We start from the raw sequence: 18,837 nt of genomic DNA, 5'->3' as shown, positions 1-18,837 counted from the left end.
TTATACTGAAGATTAATTATTTTTCAGTGAATAGCATATATTTAGCCAAGTCACGAATATCATTTTTACTTTTAAAATTTGATTTATGCAACCATATTTTAATTTTTTTATTCGAACCTTGCTGGACGGCATAAAGATAAATCCAGCTATTAATGACAATATACTTTCTAACAATCCAAAAATCAGATTCTTTAGCATTTATAACAAATGTTAAAGAATTATTATCTAAGCTATTGGGTAAAATAATAGTTTCAACTACTTGCTTATTTGATACAGCCTCGAACAATATTGATACTAAAATCAAAAATATACCAAAAAAAAGAATAACACTTTGGTTATAATAGACGCCAATAACAAAACTTGTCAGAAAGACCATGCAACAGTATATGAGTTTCCTATATTTTCGAGACTTTTTGACTTCTAATCGCTGCATAATCTCAATGTTTTAGATCAAATCATAGCCAAGTGACTTCAATGCTCGATCATCATCAGACCAACCACTTTTTACTTTGACGTGTGTTTTGAGGTTAACTTTCATACCAACCAATCTTTCGATGTCTATGCGGGAATCAGTACCAATTTTTTTAAGCTTAACTCCTTTTGCACCAATAACTATACCTTTTTGGCTATCTCTTTCGACAAGTATACTAGCATAGATATCAGCGATATCTTTTTCTTGATCAACCTTATAACTATCTATTTCTACAGCTATTTGATAAGGTACCTCACTACCAATAGTTCGCATAATTTTTTCACGAATTATTTCAGCAACCATAAATTTAATACTTCTATCAGTGATTTGATCATCCTCATAGAAAAAATACTCTGACTCAGGCAAAAGTTTCTCGACTCTTGATTCAAGTTCATTTACATTATGACCTTGCTTAGCAGAAACATATATCACATCATAGAAGCTTAATTTTTCTTTAACGGACTCAATAAACATTGACGCCTCTAATGATTTCTTTTTATCAACCTTATTGACAACTAAAAATATTGGGACTTGTGAATGCTTTAATTTCTCTACGATATTGTCCTCTAACTCAGTCCACTTGCCCAACTCAACAACAAATAAAATTACATCAACATCTTTTACCATAGTTGTCGCTGCTTTATTCATAAACTTATTGATTGCTTTAGGTTCTTTTATATGAATGCCAGGAGTATCAACATAAATAAACTGTGTATCTCCAAGTGTTTTGATACCCGTTATTTGATGTCTTGTTGTCTGAGGTTTACGCGAAGTAATACTAACTTTATATTTTAGTATATTGTTGAGTAAAGTAGATTTACCCACATTAGGTCTACCAATAATTGAAATATAGCCACACTTTTTCATAAAAATTTCACAATAAAAATAATATATTGATTTTAACAGGTATAGAAATATATTTAAGCAATATTTACTCATAACTATGTTTAAAATACGATGTCTCTTGTGATTATAGCAACCCCTTGTTAAAATTTTGCAGCTTGGTTCATAAAGCAATAAATATAAAACTTAAGTAAATATGAGACAAATAGGTCGTAAGTTAATTTTAAAAAGAATGATGTTATTGGTATTTGCCATTAGTACTGTTTTTAGCATCTTTCCTGCTAGTAATGTAACACCTATATCTAATCACATAACTATCAGTAATCCTTGCAGTAGTGCTAGTAGCACATCCACTTCAACAACTATAGGTTGTAACAGTAGTAGTCTTGCAGCATTTTTAGCAAGATTCAAGCAAGTTTCAAATATCTATCGGCCTATTGGTATTCTATTTATCAAGATGATTTCAGGACTAAGTTTTTTATTGATAGAGCGTATTTATCGTCCACCAAAATTTGTTTTTTGTTAATGATTTAATAATATCTCTAGCCATTTAACACTCAGTAAAAATGGTTATTAGTTTTATACCAAAAATAGCAAAAAAGGTATTTTTATATGTTACAGAAAACAAAGTTATTTTATGTTTTAATATTAGTTGGAATAGGTGTTTTATTATCTAGCTTTGCTAATGCTTCAGCCACGCAACAAAACCTAATAGCTAATGCAATCGATAGCATTACTCCAGGCTCAATGAGTCTAGCTGATAAAAGTATGTTAAAGCAATACAGTGTTGATAGGAATTTTCAATTACAAGTCAAAATTCTTAATGAAAATACTTTAATAGCAACATGGAATATTAAGCCAGGCAATTATCTGTATTTAAAGAATTTTAGTTTTTATAGCCTAACCCCACAACAAGTCAATATTCAAAAGGTTATTTTTCCTAAGACATACAATATTAAAAATGATCCTTTTTATGGGCGAATAAAGATTTATAAAGATAGTGTAGCTATTAAGCTAAAAATTAGTAGAAGCAATAAAACTATTAATAAATTACCACTAGTTATTGCTTATCAAGGTTGTTCTGAAAGTGGTATTTGTTTTGCTCCTATTCAGCAAAAATTTAACCTTGATTTATCATCAACTAACAAAATTTACGAGGGTGAAGAATATTTTGGCCAGTTACCTAAAGAGCTTCAGAAAAAATTAGATGTTACACATTCAAATATTGGAGATAGCGATTATACAAGTTTTTTAAGTCATACAAATATTGTTTGGGCATTTTTGATATTTTTTGGCTTAGGTTTGTTATTGACATTTACACCTTGTGTTTTACCGCTATTACCAATCATCTCAAGTATTGTTACTGGACAAAAGCAATTAACGACAACAAAAGCATTTAGCATTTCATTATCTTATGTTTTAGGGATGGCAATTAGTTATGCAGTAGTTGGGGTATTAGCAGGAATTTTTGGAGGTGGTATCCAAAATATACTTCAAACACCATGGACAATTGGGGCTATAGCATTATTGTTTGTGGTTATGGCTGTGGCAATGTTTGGAGTTTTTGAATTAAAAATACCATCATTCATACTTAGTTCTGTAAATAATCTAAGTAGTAAACAAAAAAGCGGCACCTATATTGGCGTATTTATAATGGGTATATTGTCAACATTGATTGTTTCAACTTGTGTAACAGCTCCTTTGGTAGCAGTACTAGCTTATATTAGCTATTCGGGTAACGCCGTTTATGGAGGACTTATCTTATTTGCGATGGGGCTTGGTATGGGTGTGCCAATCTTAATTGTGGGAACAACTAGTGGCTCAATCTTACCAAAAGCTGGTAATTGGATGCATACGGTCAAGCATATATCCGGATTTATGCTACTTGGATTAGCAATTTATATGTTATCAAAAATTATCCCTGCACGATTAACTCTATTGCTAACCGGGATTTTGATTTTAAGCTTAGCAGTTTACTCAGGTGCATTTAGTTTTTATATCAAAACAGCATCCGCAAAAGTAAGGCAACTTTTTGCTTATATATTTTTGATTTACGGAAGCACATTATTAATTGGATTTCTAATGGGTAATACAAGTATTATTGAACCTTTAGGAGCTACAACAGCTCAAATAAACCAACCACAACTAGAGTTTGAGCAAGTTACTAATTCAAAACAATTGCATAGAGCTTTAGAAAAAGTTAAAAAACAAGGTAAGCCTGTTATTGTTGACTATTATGCAAACTGGTGTTTGGACTGTCAGTATATGAAGCATACAACTTTTGCAGATCCAAAAGTGATTAATAAGCTTAAAAATTACAAATTAATTCAAGCTAACGTTACCGATGTTGGACAGGATAGTAGCAAGTTATTGAAAGAGTTTAATCTTTTTGGACCACCTAGCGTGATTATTTTTGACCAAAAGGGACATAAAGAGAAAAGTATTGTTGGTAAAGTCAATGCTAAAGAGCTACTAAGCTCAATCTAAATTATGCGCTGAGTTTGTAAGCGATAAGTTTAATCACAATTAAAAATGCCTTAATTAAAATCACTTCAGTAATACAAGTTTTTATTTCATAATCTTAGGAGTAAATATTTTCTAAAGAGATTTATTAAGAAATAGATCTAATAAATAGTAATCAAGACGTATGACGTTTTACAAAGCTTGAAAGTCTATTCATTGCTTCTTCAAGTTCTGGCATTTCATTTGCACAGCTTATTCTAGCAAATCCAGACAAACCAAATGCTGTGCCTGGCATCATAGCAACATACTCTTCTTCAAGCAACGTATTGCATAACTCTATATCACTACTAAATTTTGTGTGTTTGATTAAATCACGAATATCTGGGAAAAGATAGAAAGTACCATCGGCATTCTTGACATCAATATATGGCATATCTTTCAGAGACTTTGTAGCAAACTGCTCTTTTTGTTTATATGAGTCAACAAAATATTGCAAATCCTTAGCAGGCATTTCCATAGCAGTAATAGCTGAATACTGTGATATAGAACAAGCACAAGTAGCTGATTGTGATTGAAATTTTTTCATTGCATCATTAAGCAACTTCGGAGCAATAGTAAAACCAACTCTCCAACCTGTCATAGCAAAGTTTTTTGAAACTCCACTAGCAATTACATATCTATCAGCCAGATCAGGAGCTACTTCTGTTACTAGAGTGATTCTATTGTTAAAATAAAGCTGATCATATATATCGTCACCTATTATCCAAATATTAGGATATTTTCTAAGCAAATTAGCTAAATCCTCAATACACTTTCTTGAGTAAATTAACCCTGTTGGATTATTAGGTGAATTAATAATAATAGCCTTTGTTTTTTCTGTAATACGCTTTTCTAAATCTGTAACATCTATTTCAAAGTCATTTTCAAACTTAGTTTCAATTGCTACTGGCTTAGCTCCAGTAAGAGCAATCATATCTGGATATGACACCCAATAAGGAGCAAAGAAAATAACTTCATCTCCTTCTTCTAAAATACAGTTAAATATATTGTGTAGACTATGCTTAGCGCCCGATGTTATACAAATTTGATCTGCAGCAAAATCAACATTATATTCTCTTTTGTATCTTGCTGAAACCGCTTCTCGCAGTTCCTTAATACCGTCAACATTAGTGTATTTTGTGATATTATTGTTAATAGCATCTATACCAGCTTGCTTTATAACTTCTGGTGTGCTGAAGCCAGGCTCTCCAATAGCAAGCGAAATAACATCATGCCCTTGGTCTTTAATTTGTTTTGCTAATGCTGCCATCGCATTAGTTGGTGAAGTTGAAACATTCTGAATCTTTGTGTTTAGTGATGCCATTTTAGTTCCTTATAACTTTTCTACTTTAAACTCATTATGTTTAATCTCAATACAAGAATAATTGTCTATATATGTGTACAAGTCAGAATCAACCAAGGGCTCTGATAGTACTAAATAACCATTTTTTAACTTATGCTTTTTTGATAGTTTTAGAGTTTCTATAATATCTTTATAACTTATATAGTATAGCGATGGTTCATTACCAATGGTAGACATTTTTAGCGAATATGATGTATGTCCATTCGAGTAGGCCATACTTGCTTTAACTTTTTCTTTCAAACCATTTCTAGATTGGATTTTTGTTATTTGCTCAATAGATTTGGCTATAGCTGCCGTTGGATTTTTATCTATATCATTTGATAAAGCTAATAAAAATATAGCTTCTGAATCTGTAGATCCTAACCTTGCTTTGAAATACTGAGGTTTGATATGTTGCTCAATCTCTTGACGAATCTCATCAAAATCACCGATAGAACCATTATGCATAAATAGATGCTTATCAAATACAAATGTATGAGAATTAACTCTAGATGTTGGCGCAATAGTACTAGCTCTTATGTGTGCCATAAAATTTCTACTTTTTATGTGCTTAGCTATAGATATCAAGTTTTGATTATTCCAAGCTGGTAATGAGTCCTTAAAAACTCCTGGTTCCTTGTGCAAACTTGTATACCAACCAATACCAAAACCATCTCCATTAACAGAAACAGCGCTTTGAGATGAATGTATACTTTGATGTATGAGTGAGTTCTCTGGATCTACCAATAAATCACTCATTTTAATTTTATCGCCATGATACATTAGCCATCTACACATAAGATTATTCTCCTTTTGTTTTCCAATGACTAGTCCCTCTCAAATAAATTGGGAAGGTCTCTTGAGTTAAACTTTGATTTAGTTTCTGCTGCTGATACATATCAAATACATAGTCTACTATCTTATCTACGTCAATTTTAAAATCATTATTAACTATTTGTATCTCAGCTATAGATTCTCCTATTAATTCATAACCTGAGTATAACTTTTCTGAATATTCCTCAAGTTTATAAACATTCTCAGAAATTATTTGATTTGTTTGCAAATCGTAAAGTCCTAAATAGAAATCTCCCATCTTGGCATCAAGAATCACGGCTACCTTGTCTGATGTTGTTGGTGTACTTTTAGCTAATGCAAACATACTCGAAAACCCTACAACAGGAATATCCAGGCCTACAGCAAAGCCCTGACTTACTGCTGCTGCAAGCCTCACTCCAACAAAGCTACCAGGACCAACACCATAAGCTATAAAATCTAATGATTTCATATCTATACAAGAGTTATCAAAAACACTTTTAACCATCTCTAGTAAGTATTTATTGTGTTGCCTAGGAATCTCCCTAGTATCACCATATACTCTTCCATTGGCAGATAATACCACGGAACAATACTTACTCGATGTGTCAATTATCAAAAAATTCATTATCCAAACAACTCCTGCTTAATAAAAATATTCTTGAAGAATTATAAACCTTACTATAATAAATTAAAAATCATCATTCATTAAAAAAAGATAACTTTGCATAAATCACATACAATATGTAAAATCATGTTCTATATTAACCGATCCTAGCCTATTTATATATAATGTTACATTGGTTCCCTGGGCATATGCATAAAGCTACTAAAGAGTTTCGCAAAAAAATGCCATCTACTGATATTGCTATTGAGATTGTGGACGCACGTATTCCCGACTCTAGTAGCAACCATGTTTTAGAAGATATTGTTGGAGATAAGCCGATAATAAGAATTTTATCAAAAAGTGATTTAGCCAACCCTCAAGTAACTAAACAATGGTTGGATTTCTATAGTGGTAGCGCTATCGCAGTTAATACATTACAAGACAAAAATATAGCAAAAAGAATAGTTGAGTTAGCTCAAAAAAAATGTCCTAAAAGAGGCACGGTTTTAAAGCCCACTAGAGCTATAGTATTTGGACTACCGAATGTTGGAAAATCAACAATGATAAATAAGCTTGCAGGTCGTAAAGTTGCTAAAACAGGAAATGAGCCAGCCGTAACCAAGCTACAACAACGCATCGATATTAGTAAAAATTTCATGATTTTTGATACTCCAGGAATCATGTTCCCTAGCCCCAAGAGTGAAGCTAGTGGTTATAGAATTGCAAGTATTGGCTCTATTCGTGATACGGCGATGGACTACGAAGGTACCGCTCACTATCTTATAAACTTTCTCAAAGAGAGAAATACAAAAAACTTCTTATCGCGATACAATTTCATATCTGAGCAAGATTTTTTAGAAAAACACCCTCAAGAAATAATTAAAGATATATCTGCTGTAAAAACCAACTACAATATAAAACAGGCTTCTAAAAATATAGTCCATGATTTCAGAGCAGGACATTTTGGTAAAATTTCCTTAGAAGACCCACTAACGATACAGCAAGAAAAAGAACAACTTCTTCTAAATCTAGAAAACCAAGACAACAATATCTAATTGTCTTAAAATAAATATAAAGTTATTATATAGAATAGTTAGATACATTTATTTGAAACTATAGTTAATGTCTGAATCAAAAAACACTTCAAAAAAGCCAAAAAGAATTGGTCACATAAAGGCAAATAAGAAGAATATACTTGGCGCTATACTAATTGTAACTATTCTCAGTGGAGGTGTCTATGGTGTAAGTAGTTATCTAGATTATAGACATAGCAAGTTTCTCAAAGAATATAATACTGCTATCACAGATATTAAAAGTCACAATAAAAGTGGTTATAAGAATGCGTTCAACATTATTAAAGAGCTTGTAGATGATGATGAAGCATCAGCTCAAGATTTTTTCTATTTAGCATACTCTTACCAGTATGGACTTGGTACAGAAAAAAATTATTTTGATGCATATAAATATTATAAAAAGTCAGCAGCCCTAAACTATCCACAAGCATTCTACCAGATAGGTACTCTCTACAGAGATGGACTAGGAGTCAATAAAGATAATAAAAAAGCCATAAAATATTTTAAAAAGTCCTACGATTTAGGTTACAAAAAGTCAATATCATCTATCGCAAGCATGATTAATTCAGATAACAACCTAATTGCAACTATTGATTCAGAAATTTTATATGACATTTATCTAGCTTATCAAAATGGTAAATTAACCAATGAGAATGAAAAAAACATAGATAAATACATTACAACTGCTGCAGCTAATGGTTATGAACCAGCTATTATTGTTCAAGCTCGAGACTTTACAAAAAAAGGTGATAACTATAGGGCTCTGATGTTATGGCAGACACTACTGTACAGCTCTGACCCTAAAGTGGCAGAACTAGCAAAAAAAGAAATCGTAAAAGTCGAAGAACTAGTTAAGCAAGAAAGGTTAGAAACACTAGAAAAAGAAAGACTAAAACGTATTGAATTACAACAAAACTTGCGAAAAAAACGAATTGAGAAAGCAAGAAGAGCAGAACAAGTAAAACAAAAAATCGAACTTGCCCTATCAACACCAAAACAAGAGATACCAAATCTAAATGGTTTAATCTATTTAAACCTATCAAGAGTTAATAAAGGTCAGTTACAGCAATTTTACTCAGATATACTAAAGTCCTCTATTGATATGAATGTGTTAGATATTAATGATAATTTAGATTATAGCTATATTGATGACTTCTTAATACTATCAAAATACATTGATATTAGATCGTCTTTAAGATTTGACTTTGGAGAAAAAGCTAACAGTAACAAGTATGAGGGAATTGTTTATTTTTTCTATAATAATGAAAATAAATTTATTAAGCAGTATGCTATTAAGGTTTTAAAAAACATACAAGTAAAAGACTCATCACTATCACCAAAATTAAAAGATTTTGAAAAAATAAAGGTTATAAATAATCAAGCTCAAAGTACAAAAGAAAATAGAAAGCAGAATAGCAAGCTTAAAAAAGCTCCTGAAGAAAAAATTCAATTAACTCATGAAGAGAAAGTCCAAAGAATGCAAATCTTTGCTCAAAAAGGTGACTTTAGACAGTTATATAAGCTAGAACAGGCAGCAAAAGGTGGTGATGCTTATGCTATGTACTATGCTGGAGAATATTACTACAACGCAAAAGAATATAAAACAGCCCTTGACTACTTTAATAAATCCGCAGATAAAGGGTATGGTCCAGCCTACTATAAATTAGCATCCTTGTACTATAATGAAGAGCAAAACGGTGTGCCTTATGATAAACAAAAAGCCATGTACTACTACAAAAAGGCAGCTCAGCTAGGTGTAAGAAACGCTCAACATATTTTAATGCTTATTGAATAAAAACCTCTTCTGCTTACTGGTATTCACCCTTTTTCCAGTGTTTACGACAAACTGAAACATATTTTGTATCAATATCTTTTAGAGAATCATCATCAACAACTATTGGATTTCCTTCTTTTACAGCTTTACCATTTTGCACCATCATATTAAAACTAGCTTTTTTACCACAGAAACATATAGTTTTAACCTCCTCTAAAGTATCAGCAATTGCAAGTAATAAAGCCGAAGTTTCAAAGGGTTGGCCCAAATAGTTTGTACGAAGCCCATAACATATAACAGGTATATCCATTAAATCAACAACATCAGAAAGTTGCCAAACTTGCTCTTGAGTAAAAAAATGTATTTCATCTATCAATACACAGTCTATTTTGTGTTTTTTATTATATTCTTTAATAAACTCAAATATATTATCCTGATCTGTCAAAGAATAAGCATCTTGATCTATACCTATGCGTGACTTGACCTTATTTAATCCTGCTCGCTTATCTATCGCAGAAGTTAAAACCAAAGGTTTTCTACCTCTATCCTCATAATTATAAGCCACTTTTAAAAGATCTAATGTTTTACCAGCATCCATTGCTGAATATCTAAAATATAATTTTGCCACTTTTTTTAATCCTTAATTACTGCCAACTTCCATACATAGGATTAGGAAAAATATAATACTTTTTGCCAAATACGGAATACTTATCATTATCAACTTTTCTCATATTCTCTTGCGTCATCTTAGGAAAATCTTGAATATTATCACCAAAATAAGCTATCACACTATGTGCTGGTAATTTTTTAGTAAAGATAATATTATCCGAATATTTACCTGTTATTACAGCTTCAAACCTGGCATTTTTATCATGAGGTTTTTTAACACTATCATTAGAGAACAAAATTTGATCATAATATATACCTTCTTTTGTTAGATTCTCTTCTGTAGCTTTAATTATTTTATCATCTGAACCGTAACGATTTGTTACAAAACTAACATATCCACCTAATTCATGTACTTTATTTGTAAGCATCGCTGCACCTGGTAAACCTTTTGCCCTTTGCTCAACTATACCTTCTCTAAACTTTTGTTCACTATAACTATAATCTTTATAATTATCATACTCCTGCCAAGAGTTATCTAATACAGTCTCATCAACATCTAAGATAATACCCCAAGTACCTTTTTTAAGATGTTGTTTTTCAACTTGATACTCTATTCTATGTCCTGCTAGATTATAGATTTCAAGATATAATGCTCTTCTTTCATCAGAATCATGATACCACTTAACTCCATCAATATTTGGACTGTCACATGTGGTCGCATAGCCACTAGCACAACAAAATTGTAAGGCAACAAAAACAAATAATATAGCTTTCTTCATTCTATCCTCTTTACTTTTTTCTTATAATATTCACACCATGACGAATTGGTAAAACCAATGTCTCCAAATCATCTCTTTGACTTACATATTTATTAAAACTATCCAGTGCTTTTGCTCGTTTATCTTGGGGGTTTATTACCTCACCACGCCAAAGTATATCATCTACGATGATAACTCCTTTATTAGATAGCTTATCAATCAAGATATCAAAATACTGTTGCGTTTGTCTTTTATCAGCATCAATAAATGCTATATCTATCTGATCTGGTAGGGTTGGTAATATATCAATGGCATTACCCTGACAGTACTCTATGTTAGGATATTGAGCTATAAAATCTTTTGCAACTACTTCGCCTGACTGATTAGTTCTATCAATTGTATAGACTTTTGTATTAACAGATACTTCTGCCATTGCGATAGCCGACATTCCAGTAAATGTGCCAACATCCACACAAATTCTTGCTTGAGTCGTAAATACAAAAAATTGTAGTAATTTAGTCACCATCTTTTCTGATAGCATCTGAGCACCATGAATAGACTCTTTAGTAACATCATTTAAACGATTAAGATTAGTTGATAAATCACTCGTATGCTCAATACAGTATTGCCAAATACTATCTTCAGTAAACTGATTTTGTTTCATTACAAATGAGAATATAAAATAATTGACTCCGAGTATTTTGCATTAATGATAATCATTAGTCTAGACACTTACCGTGCTTTTAATCAAATTTTATGATAGAATTTGCGAGCATTTTATTATAAACAACTCTCTTATACTTAGAGAAAAATTACTAAACAGAATAAATACATAAAGGTTTCAAATCAATGAAAGAACAAAAAAGAGTTTTTATAAAAACTTTGGGTTGCCAAATGAATGAATATGACTCGCAAAAAATGCATGAAGTATTAGATGAGCATTTTCATACTGTCAAAACTGATGACTATAAAAATGCAGATATAATTCTAATCAATACATGTTCAATTAGAGAAAAAGCCCAAGAAAAAGTATTTCATGAGTTAGGAAGATGGAAAAATCTTAAAAAGAAAAATGAAGACCTAGTCATTGGTGTTGGTGGATGTGTTGCATCTCAAGAAGGTGAAAATATAATTAAAAGAGCTCCTTTTGTAGATTTAGTGTTTGGTCCTCAAACAATTCATAGACTGCCTGAAATGATCAAGCAAAAAAGAGAAACTCAAAAATCGCAGGTTGATATATCTTTCCCAGAAGTTGAGAAATTTGACTTTTTACCTGAGCCAAAAGCTGAAGGTGCTAAAGCATACGTATCAATTATGGAAGGATGTGATAAATATTGCTCATACTGTGTAGTACCATATACTCGTGGACCTGAAGTTAACAGACCATTTGAAGATGTACTTGGAGAGTGCGCAGCTCTAGCAGAGCAAGGTGTAAGAGAAATTACTCTATTAGGACAGAATGTAAATCACTACTTAGGTCCAATGGAAAATGGCGAAACTGCAGATTTAGCATTACTAATTCACTTCATAGCTGAAATAGATGGTATTGAAAGAATTAGATTTACAACTTCTCACCCTGTAGAGTTTTCACAAAATCTGATTGATGCTTATGGCAGTGTACCTGAACTAGCTAACCATTTACATCTACCTGTGCAACATGGTTCAGACAGAGTTCTAATTAATATGAAAAGAAATCATACAATTTTAGAATTCAAACAAAAAATTAGAAAATTAAGAGCAATCAGACCAGATATTACTATTTCATCTGACTTCATCGTTGGCTTCCCAGGTGAAACTGAAGAAGATTTCCAAAAACTTATGGATTTAGTGAAAGATGTGAATTTTGATCAGTCATTTAGCTTCATATATAGTAAACGTCCTGGTACTCCTGCTGCTGACTTACCTGATGATACACCAATGGAAGTAAAAAAAGATAGATTAAAAAGACTACAAGATTTATTAAATAGTAATGCCCAAATTATTTCTAGACAAATGGTTGGAACAGAGCAAAGAATCTTAGTTGAAGGTACTTCTAAAAAAGATGATAATGTTCTAGCTGGTAGGACAGAAAATAATAGAATTGTTAATTTCATGGGCGATAAGTCTTTGATTGGTCAGTTTGCTATGGTTAAAATAACGGAAAACTTACCAAACTCTCTTAGAGGAGAACTTATTTAACTTATGAATAAAACTCAATTTGTTCTAGAGCCTTATAATTACGATGCTATGATGCTACTTTGTGGCAATCTTGATGAAAATATTCGTGCGATTGAAAATTACTTCACTGTTGAAATTAAGCATCGTTCTGATGAATTTGAGATAACAAGTGAATCAAGTGCTAACAATACTCAAGCAAAAAGATTTATCAAGTCATGTTATGCTGAAATTTTAGCTGGAAATACTGAGCTTGATTTAGAACAAATCACAACAATTCTAAACGCTACTGCAAAAGAAAAAATAGCTTCAAGCAATAAATCTCAAAAGAAAGTTGAAGAAGCTGAAGTTCAATTAAGAAGTAAAAAACTCAAAGCACGTACACAAAACCAAGCAATTTATTTAGATAATATCAAAAATAATTTTGTTACATTCGGGGTTGGTCCTGCAGGTACTGGTAAAACTTATATGGCTATTGCTTGTGCTGTGTCTGCCTATGAAAGAGGTGAAGTTAGAAGAATAGTACTTGTTCGACCTGCTGTTGAAGCGGGTGAAAAGCTAGGCTTTCTACCTGGTGATTTAACGCAAAAAATTGACCCTTATTTACGTCCAATGTACGATGCCTTGTTTGATTTTATGGGTGTCGAAAAAGTAACTAAACTAATAGAAAAACAAGCCATTGAGATAGCACCTTTAGCATATATGCGTGGTAGAACCATTAATGATTCTTTTATAGTCCTTGATGAAAGTCAAAATACTACTAAAGAACAAATGAAAATGTTTCTGACAAGAATTGGTTTTAATACTACTGCTGTCATAACAGGAGATATAACTCAGGTTGACTTACCTAAGAATGTAACTTCTGGCCTAAGACACGCCCTATCAATTCTTGATAATATTGATGGAGTAGCTATTACATATCTTAAATCAGTAGATATTGTACGCCATCAAATAGTTCAAAAAATTGTAAATGCTTATGACAAGCATGAAGAGAATACTAAAAATGGATAGTCTAAATTTAAATGTCATCAATGATGACGAACACCCCATACCTAATCAAGATTTACTAGAAAAATGTTTTGCTCTCGTAGCTAATAAACATAATATTTCGCAAGCTGAAGTGAACGTGAACATTGTATCAAATCATGAGATACAGCAAATTAACAAACAATTTCGTAATAAAGACAAGCCGACAAATATTATCTCTTTTGAATTTGAAAAACCTGAAGGATTACCTGAAGATATAGCTAATGACTTTTGGGGAGATATTGTTATAGCTCCGGAAGTACTTCAGAAAGAGGCTCTAGACCAAAATAAAAAGCTAGATCATCACTGGCAGCATATTTTTATCCATGGATTATTACACTTACTAGGTTATGATCATATTACTGATCATGAAGCCGAAGAAATGGAAGGCTTAGAAATTGAGCTATTAGCTAAGCTAGATATAGCAAATCCGTATATTGAACAAGAGAACTCAAATGTCAGAAAATAATCATTTTATAAAAAAACTTACATCGAGTATTTTTAATATTAAAAATGAAGATGCCCTTATTGATGCTATTAATAGAGCAGCAGATAATGAAGTTATTGATAAAACATCACAAAATATGCTAATTGGTGCTATGAAAATATCATCTTTAGATGTGGGTGATATTATGATTTCACATACTAAAATAGTTGCTATAGATATGTCAATGTCTATAAATGAAATTTTAGAAAAGACTATAAACTCCAGTCACACACGTTTACCAGTATACTGTAAAGACAAATCTGAAGTTCTAGGAATTTTGCATTCTAAAGATCTATTAAAACTAATTTTTGAAAAAGAAATTGAATCATCTGATGATGAGGAGTTAAAAGCAGAAGATATCAAAACTATACTTCGCCCTGCTATTTTTATACCAGAAACAAAAAAACTTAATGCGATGCTAAAAGACTTTAAAAATAGTCAAAATCATATTGCTATTGTTGTTGATGAGTATGGCGCAATTTCTGGACTAATAACAATCGAAGATGTCTTAGAAGAAATTGTTGGAGATATAGAAGATGAGTTTGATATTTCTAGTCAAAATATTATCAAAATAGCTGATGATAAGTTTATAATTGATGCTACAACATCAATTGAAGATTTCAACGAATATTTTGCAACCTCGATAGATGATGATGGTGATTATGACACTATTGCTGGGATGATAATTCAGACGTTAGAAAGATTACCTGAAAAAGGCGATAGTATTGTTGTTGATGGCTTGAAATTTATAGTACAAGAAGCAGATAATAGAAAAATCATTAAAATTTTAGTCGAAAAGTTTAAAAAGTAATGAAAAAAATTATTCTAAAAATCACTCCACCAGTATTAAGTGGTGCCTTACTAACGTTAGCTTTTGCTCCATTTCGCATTGATGTATTAGCTGTTGTAGCTTTAGTAACTTTTTTTTATTTACTGAATAGATCAGTTAGAATTCGTGATGCTTTTTTCACATCTGCATTATTTGGAATAGGATTCTTTGGTACTAGTATATCTTGGGTATATATAAGTATTCATCTATTTACCGAATCAGTAGCTGCTGGACTATCTGCTGCTATTGCATTAGTAATTTTACTTAGCTTCCTACATATAATACCTTTTGGTGTTTTTAGTCATATTCTCACACGTAAAGCTAATAACTTTTCTAAGCTATTAATTTATCCTGCATTGTGGACACTATTTGAGATTGTCAAAGCAAACCTTCTATGGGGAGGGTTTCCTTGGGTTTCTCTCGGTTACTCACAGACAGAATCACCTCTAATTTGGTATGCAAATATTGGAGGTGTTTATTTAGTAAGCTATATAGTTGCTTTGATTGCTTGTCTAATAGCCTTTTTCATCTGTAACAACACTTCTACTAAGAAGATAATTAGTGTTGTAGCTATTATAGTAGCGTTATATTTAGGTGGTTATCTTATTAAACACAATCAACCTGAAATTCAAACGAATCAACCTCAAAAAGTAGTTTTGATCCAGGGCGATTTTGTCCAAGGGTTTAAATGGGATCGTGATAACTTTGCAAAAATGCAAAAGTACTATCAACAAGCTGCATCTAAATACAAAGATTCCTTAATAATACTATCCGAAAATGCTATCCCTAATTATCGACAATTCATGAGTGAATATTTTAGAAATCTTACAACATCTGCAAATAAAAATAATAATGCTATGCTTATAGGATCTTTAAGTGCTGATCAATCAGCTGGTGGAACCAAAATTTATAATAGCTCTATCATTATTGGTAAAGGTGAAGGCGTTTATAATAAACATCACTTAGTCCCATTTGGTGAATATTTTCCAATTAAGTTTTTTGGATATGTAGATAGTGTTGGTCTTAGTAGTTTTAATGCTGGTGATAATATACAACCTATTATGACAGCCTTTGGCTCGCCTATTGCTAACTTTATTTGCTATGAAGTTGCATATCCTGAACAGGTTCGAGATCAACTACAAGGTGCTAATCTTATTTCTATAATAAGCGATGATTCGTGGTTTGGTGACTCGATAGCACGTGAGCAACAGCTACAGATATCTCAAGTAAGAGCTATAGAGAATAACAAATATGTTCTTACAACTACAAGCAATGGTATTACAGCTGTTATTAATTCAGATGGAATAATTGTCAAAGAACTACCTAAAGATACTCGTACCTCTCTTGAGCAAACGGTTTACCTCAATGATTATCATTCTATTTGGATGAAAGTTGGTATGTCATTAATATGGTTACTAATAATATTCAGTGTAATAGCTGGTATAATTCTCAAAGAGAAATCACAAAAGAAATAATTTATTTTCCTATAAAAAAATACCCTATAAGAACTCTTATCTTTTAAATATTTTATGCTTCAGAATATAAATAATCTGTTTTTGCGAGATATGATTATTATTTTTTTAAACCTATTGAAAAGTCATAAACTACAAAATTAGGCTTATACTGAGGATTTAATGCTGATGTTGCTGAAATAAAGTGAGAGTAATCTAATACATTCAGAACATTCCATCCATTTATAGGTTGATTAAACTTATATGTACCAGCAAACATATAATCCATATTTTTAACATTAAATACCTTCCAATTACCAATAGGCTGATTAAAACTTCTTGCTCTATAAAACATATGATCCATATTTTCTACCTTAGAGGTGTCCCAACTACCAATAGGCTGATTGAAGTTTCTAGTATTAGCAAACATATAACTCATATTCTTCACTTTCGATGTATCAAAATCAGTTATATTCGAACTTATTTCCTCAGCACCATCAAATAAATAACTCATATCTGTAACATGAGAGGTACAAACATGATTAATATTATGGTTTTCATAATTAAAAGATATATTTTTTGTTAATAAGTTAATAACATATCCATCTCTAATAGAAATATTACCTACAACAAGAGTATAGCTATTTCCAAAACTATTTTTAATTACACTACCAACTTCATATTTCGAGCAAGTATATATAGATTTTGAAGTAATATCGGAACTTCCTATATTTTTATAATAAGTTTGATAAGCATCTTTGATTGATTCGCAAGATGTCAGTGAAGTGACTGATGATATAGTAAATAAGTAAAACAATACTTTAGAAAATTTCATTTATAACGAACTTTTTTTTTAAACAAAGATTATATAGTATATTATATACTAATAAAAGATTTGCAGCATTTTTATAAATGTATCAGAATTTAAGGGACTGTCCTAGATAAGTTTAATTTAAAGTCTCTCTAACCCAATATCTAATCAGCTTTAGAATCACTGTGGTTAAAGCTCTACTCACATTCCTTCAAAAAACAAGTGAAAATGTTATCTAGGAATACCATTAAATTTCATCAAATGTCTCTTTGCTTGATTCCAAAAATTCTCTATGCCATTTATGTGATTATACTTTTTAGCAAATAACTTACTATGATTAATTTTGTAATGTTTAAACTCAGATACATCTAAAAATACTATCATGCCTAAGCTTTTCTCTATTTTTTGGTAATAAAGTATCACTCTTAGTATCCGAAATAATTACTATGTATACATTCCCATTGCGTTTAAGTAAACCAAATACAGGAACTTTACCACCAGCCCCTCTACCTCATTTTCCTTTACGAGTTCCTGCAAAAGTAACTTTCATCTACTTTAACTTCTCTATCAAACATTTTTAAATGCTCTCTGTTTTAATAAATAAGCAATCTTAATCTATGAAAATAATAGAGCTGAAGTTTTATTTACTGATACTAATTCTGATGCAGTTCATGCCCTACTTCCAGCTATAAATAATTCTATTAACTTTTCTTGTTTGTATAAACTTAACCTACTTCTTCTCATCAAAACTATCCTAACATAACTTAGTTATCCAGGACGCCCCCTTATCTTATTTAAGTTTGTAAGATCTATACTCATAAACATGGATGAAGTTAAAATATATTGTGAAGAAAAAATGCTAAAAAACTTTAAGAAAATAGCTAGTATATTTTTAAGCTGTTTGATTCTAACAGGTTGTGCAAGCCAAGAAGCTATGTTTCAAACTACAGCGCCAGAAAAGCCAACATTTTCAAAGCAAGATGATTTTTTCTTCGGATTTGGTGAATCTACAGACTATGATGCAACATCTATATGTAAGGGTGCAGATCATATTGCAAAAGTTGGTTCCATACAAACGACTAGTGATGTAGTGTGGTCTTACGCAACTTTAGCAATTTATACACCAAGACATGTTGAAGTATACTGTAATAATTAAGTAAAACTTTTTCTAAGTTAATTTCTCAAAAATTTTTTTACCATATTTATGATAGCGTAACTACGTCGGTAGTATTATATGATATCTTAAAATTAAAAGTGATAAACACCTGACGAATACGCAAATAATT

19 protein-coding genes and 1 pseudogene are annotated in these 18,837 nt (G+C 31.3%); 10 read left to right on the top strand and 10 right to left on the bottom strand.

Annotation, left to right across the window (positions count from 1 at the left end):
* Positions 1 to 16: 16 nt before the first annotated feature.
* Together F7308_RS06150 and era are read right to left on the bottom strand one after the other, a co-directional pair.
* Positions 17 to 433: a hypothetical protein gene (locus F7308_RS06150; protein WP_041263730.1), complete on the bottom strand. Its 417-nt coding sequence runs from the start codon at positions 431 to 433 to the stop codon at positions 17 to 19.
* A 12-nt stretch (positions 434 to 445) separates the two neighbouring features.
* A complete protein-coding gene (gene era / locus F7308_RS06145) occupies positions 446 to 1,339 on the bottom strand; it encodes a GTPase Era (RefSeq protein ID WP_013922988.1) in 894 nt (297 codons plus the stop codon).
* A 172-nt stretch (positions 1,340 to 1,511) separates the two neighbouring features.
* Here era and F7308_RS06140 point away from each other — a divergent pair, with 172 nt between their 5' ends.
* Together F7308_RS06140 and dsbD are read left to right on the top strand one after the other, a co-directional pair.
* Positions 1,512 to 1,841: a hypothetical protein gene (locus tag F7308_RS06140; RefSeq protein ID WP_041263728.1), complete on the top strand. Its 330-nt coding sequence runs from the start codon at positions 1,512 to 1,514 to the stop codon at positions 1,839 to 1,841.
* An 86-nt stretch (positions 1,842 to 1,927) separates the two neighbouring features.
* Positions 1,928 to 3,802 (top strand): protein-disulfide reductase DsbD, encoded by a 1,875-nt coding sequence (dsbD, locus tag F7308_RS06135; RefSeq protein ID WP_013922987.1) that lies wholly within the window; start codon positions 1,928 to 1,930, stop codon positions 3,800 to 3,802.
* A 151-nt stretch (positions 3,803 to 3,953) separates the two neighbouring features.
* On the opposite strand, the gene F7308_RS06130 is transcribed toward dsbD, so the two are convergent.
* The 3 genes from F7308_RS06130 to tsaB are packed head-to-tail and all read right to left on the bottom strand — an operon-like array spanning position 3,954 to position 6,600.
* Positions 3,954 to 5,141: a pyridoxal phosphate-dependent aminotransferase gene (locus F7308_RS06130; RefSeq protein ID WP_013922986.1), complete on the bottom strand. Its 1,188-nt coding sequence runs from the start codon at positions 5,139 to 5,141 to the stop codon at positions 3,954 to 3,956.
* A gap of 9 nt (positions 5,142 to 5,150) precedes the next feature.
* Entirely contained in the window at positions 5,151 to 5,957 is an 807-nt protein-coding gene (locus tag F7308_RS06125; protein ID WP_013922985.1) for a class II glutamine amidotransferase, read from the bottom strand.
* Between the two features lie 4 nt (positions 5,958 to 5,961).
* The gene (gene tsaB, locus F7308_RS06120) at positions 5,962 to 6,600 is read right to left on the bottom strand and encodes a tRNA (adenosine(37)-N6)-threonylcarbamoyltransferase complex dimerization subunit type 1 TsaB (protein WP_013922984.1); all 639 of its coding nucleotides are present in this window, start codon (positions 6,598 to 6,600) and stop codon (positions 5,962 to 5,964) included.
* A 164-nt stretch (positions 6,601 to 6,764) separates the two neighbouring features.
* Here tsaB and ylqF point away from each other — a divergent pair, with 164 nt between their 5' ends.
* Both ylqF and F7308_RS06110 read left to right on the top strand, forming a co-directional pair.
* Complete coding sequence (gene ylqF, locus F7308_RS06115; protein ID WP_013922983.1) at positions 6,765 to 7,634, top strand: ribosome biogenesis GTPase YlqF; 870 nt, start codon at positions 6,765 to 6,767, stop codon at positions 7,632 to 7,634.
* A 67-nt stretch (positions 7,635 to 7,701) separates the two neighbouring features.
* Positions 7,702 to 9,447, top strand: coding sequence for a sel1 repeat family protein (locus tag F7308_RS06110; protein ID WP_013922982.1), 1,746 nt, complete (start codon positions 7,702 to 7,704; stop codon positions 9,445 to 9,447).
* Between the two features lie 13 nt (positions 9,448 to 9,460).
* On the opposite strand, the gene F7308_RS06105 is transcribed toward F7308_RS06110, so the two are convergent.
* Genes F7308_RS06105 through F7308_RS06095 form a run of 3 tightly spaced genes read right to left on the bottom strand, consistent with a single transcriptional unit; the run spans position 9,461 to position 11,457 of the window.
* Complete coding sequence (locus F7308_RS06105) at positions 9,461 to 10,054, bottom strand: thymidine kinase (RefSeq protein ID WP_013922981.1); 594 nt, start codon at positions 10,052 to 10,054, stop codon at positions 9,461 to 9,463.
* 16 nt (positions 10,055 to 10,070) lie between these two features.
* Positions 10,071 to 10,814, bottom strand: coding sequence for an HAD family acid phosphatase (locus F7308_RS06100; RefSeq protein ID WP_013922980.1), 744 nt, complete (start codon positions 10,812 to 10,814; stop codon positions 10,071 to 10,073).
* A 10-nt stretch (positions 10,815 to 10,824) separates the two neighbouring features.
* Positions 10,825 to 11,457: an O-methyltransferase gene (locus tag F7308_RS06095; protein ID WP_013922979.1), complete on the bottom strand. Its 633-nt coding sequence runs from the start codon at positions 11,455 to 11,457 to the stop codon at positions 10,825 to 10,827.
* A gap of 185 nt (positions 11,458 to 11,642) precedes the next feature.
* On the opposite strand from F7308_RS06095, the gene miaB reads away from it, so the two are divergent.
* The 5 genes from miaB to lnt are packed head-to-tail and all read left to right on the top strand — an operon-like array spanning position 11,643 to position 16,764.
* Positions 11,643 to 12,971, top strand: coding sequence for a tRNA (N6-isopentenyl adenosine(37)-C2)-methylthiotransferase MiaB (gene miaB / locus F7308_RS06090; protein ID WP_013922978.1), 1,329 nt, complete (start codon positions 11,643 to 11,645; stop codon positions 12,969 to 12,971).
* A 3-nt stretch (positions 12,972 to 12,974) separates the two neighbouring features.
* Positions 12,975 to 13,958, top strand: coding sequence for a PhoH family protein (locus F7308_RS06085; RefSeq protein ID WP_013922977.1), 984 nt, complete (start codon positions 12,975 to 12,977; stop codon positions 13,956 to 13,958).
* Positions 13,951 to 14,442: an rRNA maturation RNase YbeY gene (gene ybeY / locus F7308_RS06080; RefSeq protein ID WP_013922976.1), complete on the top strand. Its 492-nt coding sequence runs from the start codon at positions 13,951 to 13,953 to the stop codon at positions 14,440 to 14,442. Before F7308_RS06085 ends, ybeY begins: the two co-directional genes overlap by 8 nt.
* Complete coding sequence (locus tag F7308_RS06075) at positions 14,429 to 15,271, top strand: HlyC/CorC family transporter (protein ID WP_013922975.1); 843 nt, start codon at positions 14,429 to 14,431, stop codon at positions 15,269 to 15,271. Before ybeY ends, F7308_RS06075 begins: the two co-directional genes overlap by 14 nt.
* Positions 15,271 to 16,764, top strand: a complete 1,494-nt coding sequence (gene lnt, locus F7308_RS06070) for an apolipoprotein N-acyltransferase (RefSeq protein ID WP_013922974.1) — start codon at positions 15,271 to 15,273, stop codon at positions 16,762 to 16,764. The genes F7308_RS06075 and lnt overlap by 1 nt, the downstream gene beginning before the upstream one ends.
* 97 nt (positions 16,765 to 16,861) lie before the next feature.
* On the opposite strand, the gene F7308_RS06065 is transcribed toward lnt, so the two are convergent.
* Both F7308_RS06065 and F7308_RS06060 read right to left on the bottom strand, forming a co-directional pair.
* Complete coding sequence (locus tag F7308_RS06065) at positions 16,862 to 17,575, bottom strand: BspA family leucine-rich repeat surface protein (protein ID WP_013922973.1); 714 nt, start codon at positions 17,573 to 17,575, stop codon at positions 16,862 to 16,864.
* A 173-nt stretch (positions 17,576 to 17,748) separates the two neighbouring features.
* Positions 17,749 to 18,295 (bottom strand): annotated as a pseudogene (locus F7308_RS06060) (IS1595 family transposase).
* 79 nt (positions 18,296 to 18,374) lie between these two features.
* Here F7308_RS06060 and F7308_RS06055 point away from each other — a divergent pair.
* Entirely contained in the window at positions 18,375 to 18,707 is a 333-nt protein-coding gene (locus F7308_RS06055; RefSeq protein WP_013922971.1) for a Bor/Iss family lipoprotein, read from the top strand.
* Positions 18,708 to 18,837: the final 130 nt, after the last annotated feature.

Source organism: Francisella salina, assembly GCF_000219045.1.
Lineage (GTDB): Bacteria > Pseudomonadota > Gammaproteobacteria > Francisellales > Francisellaceae > Francisella > Francisella salimarina.
This window is presented reverse-complemented; position numbering and strand designations above follow the sequence as displayed.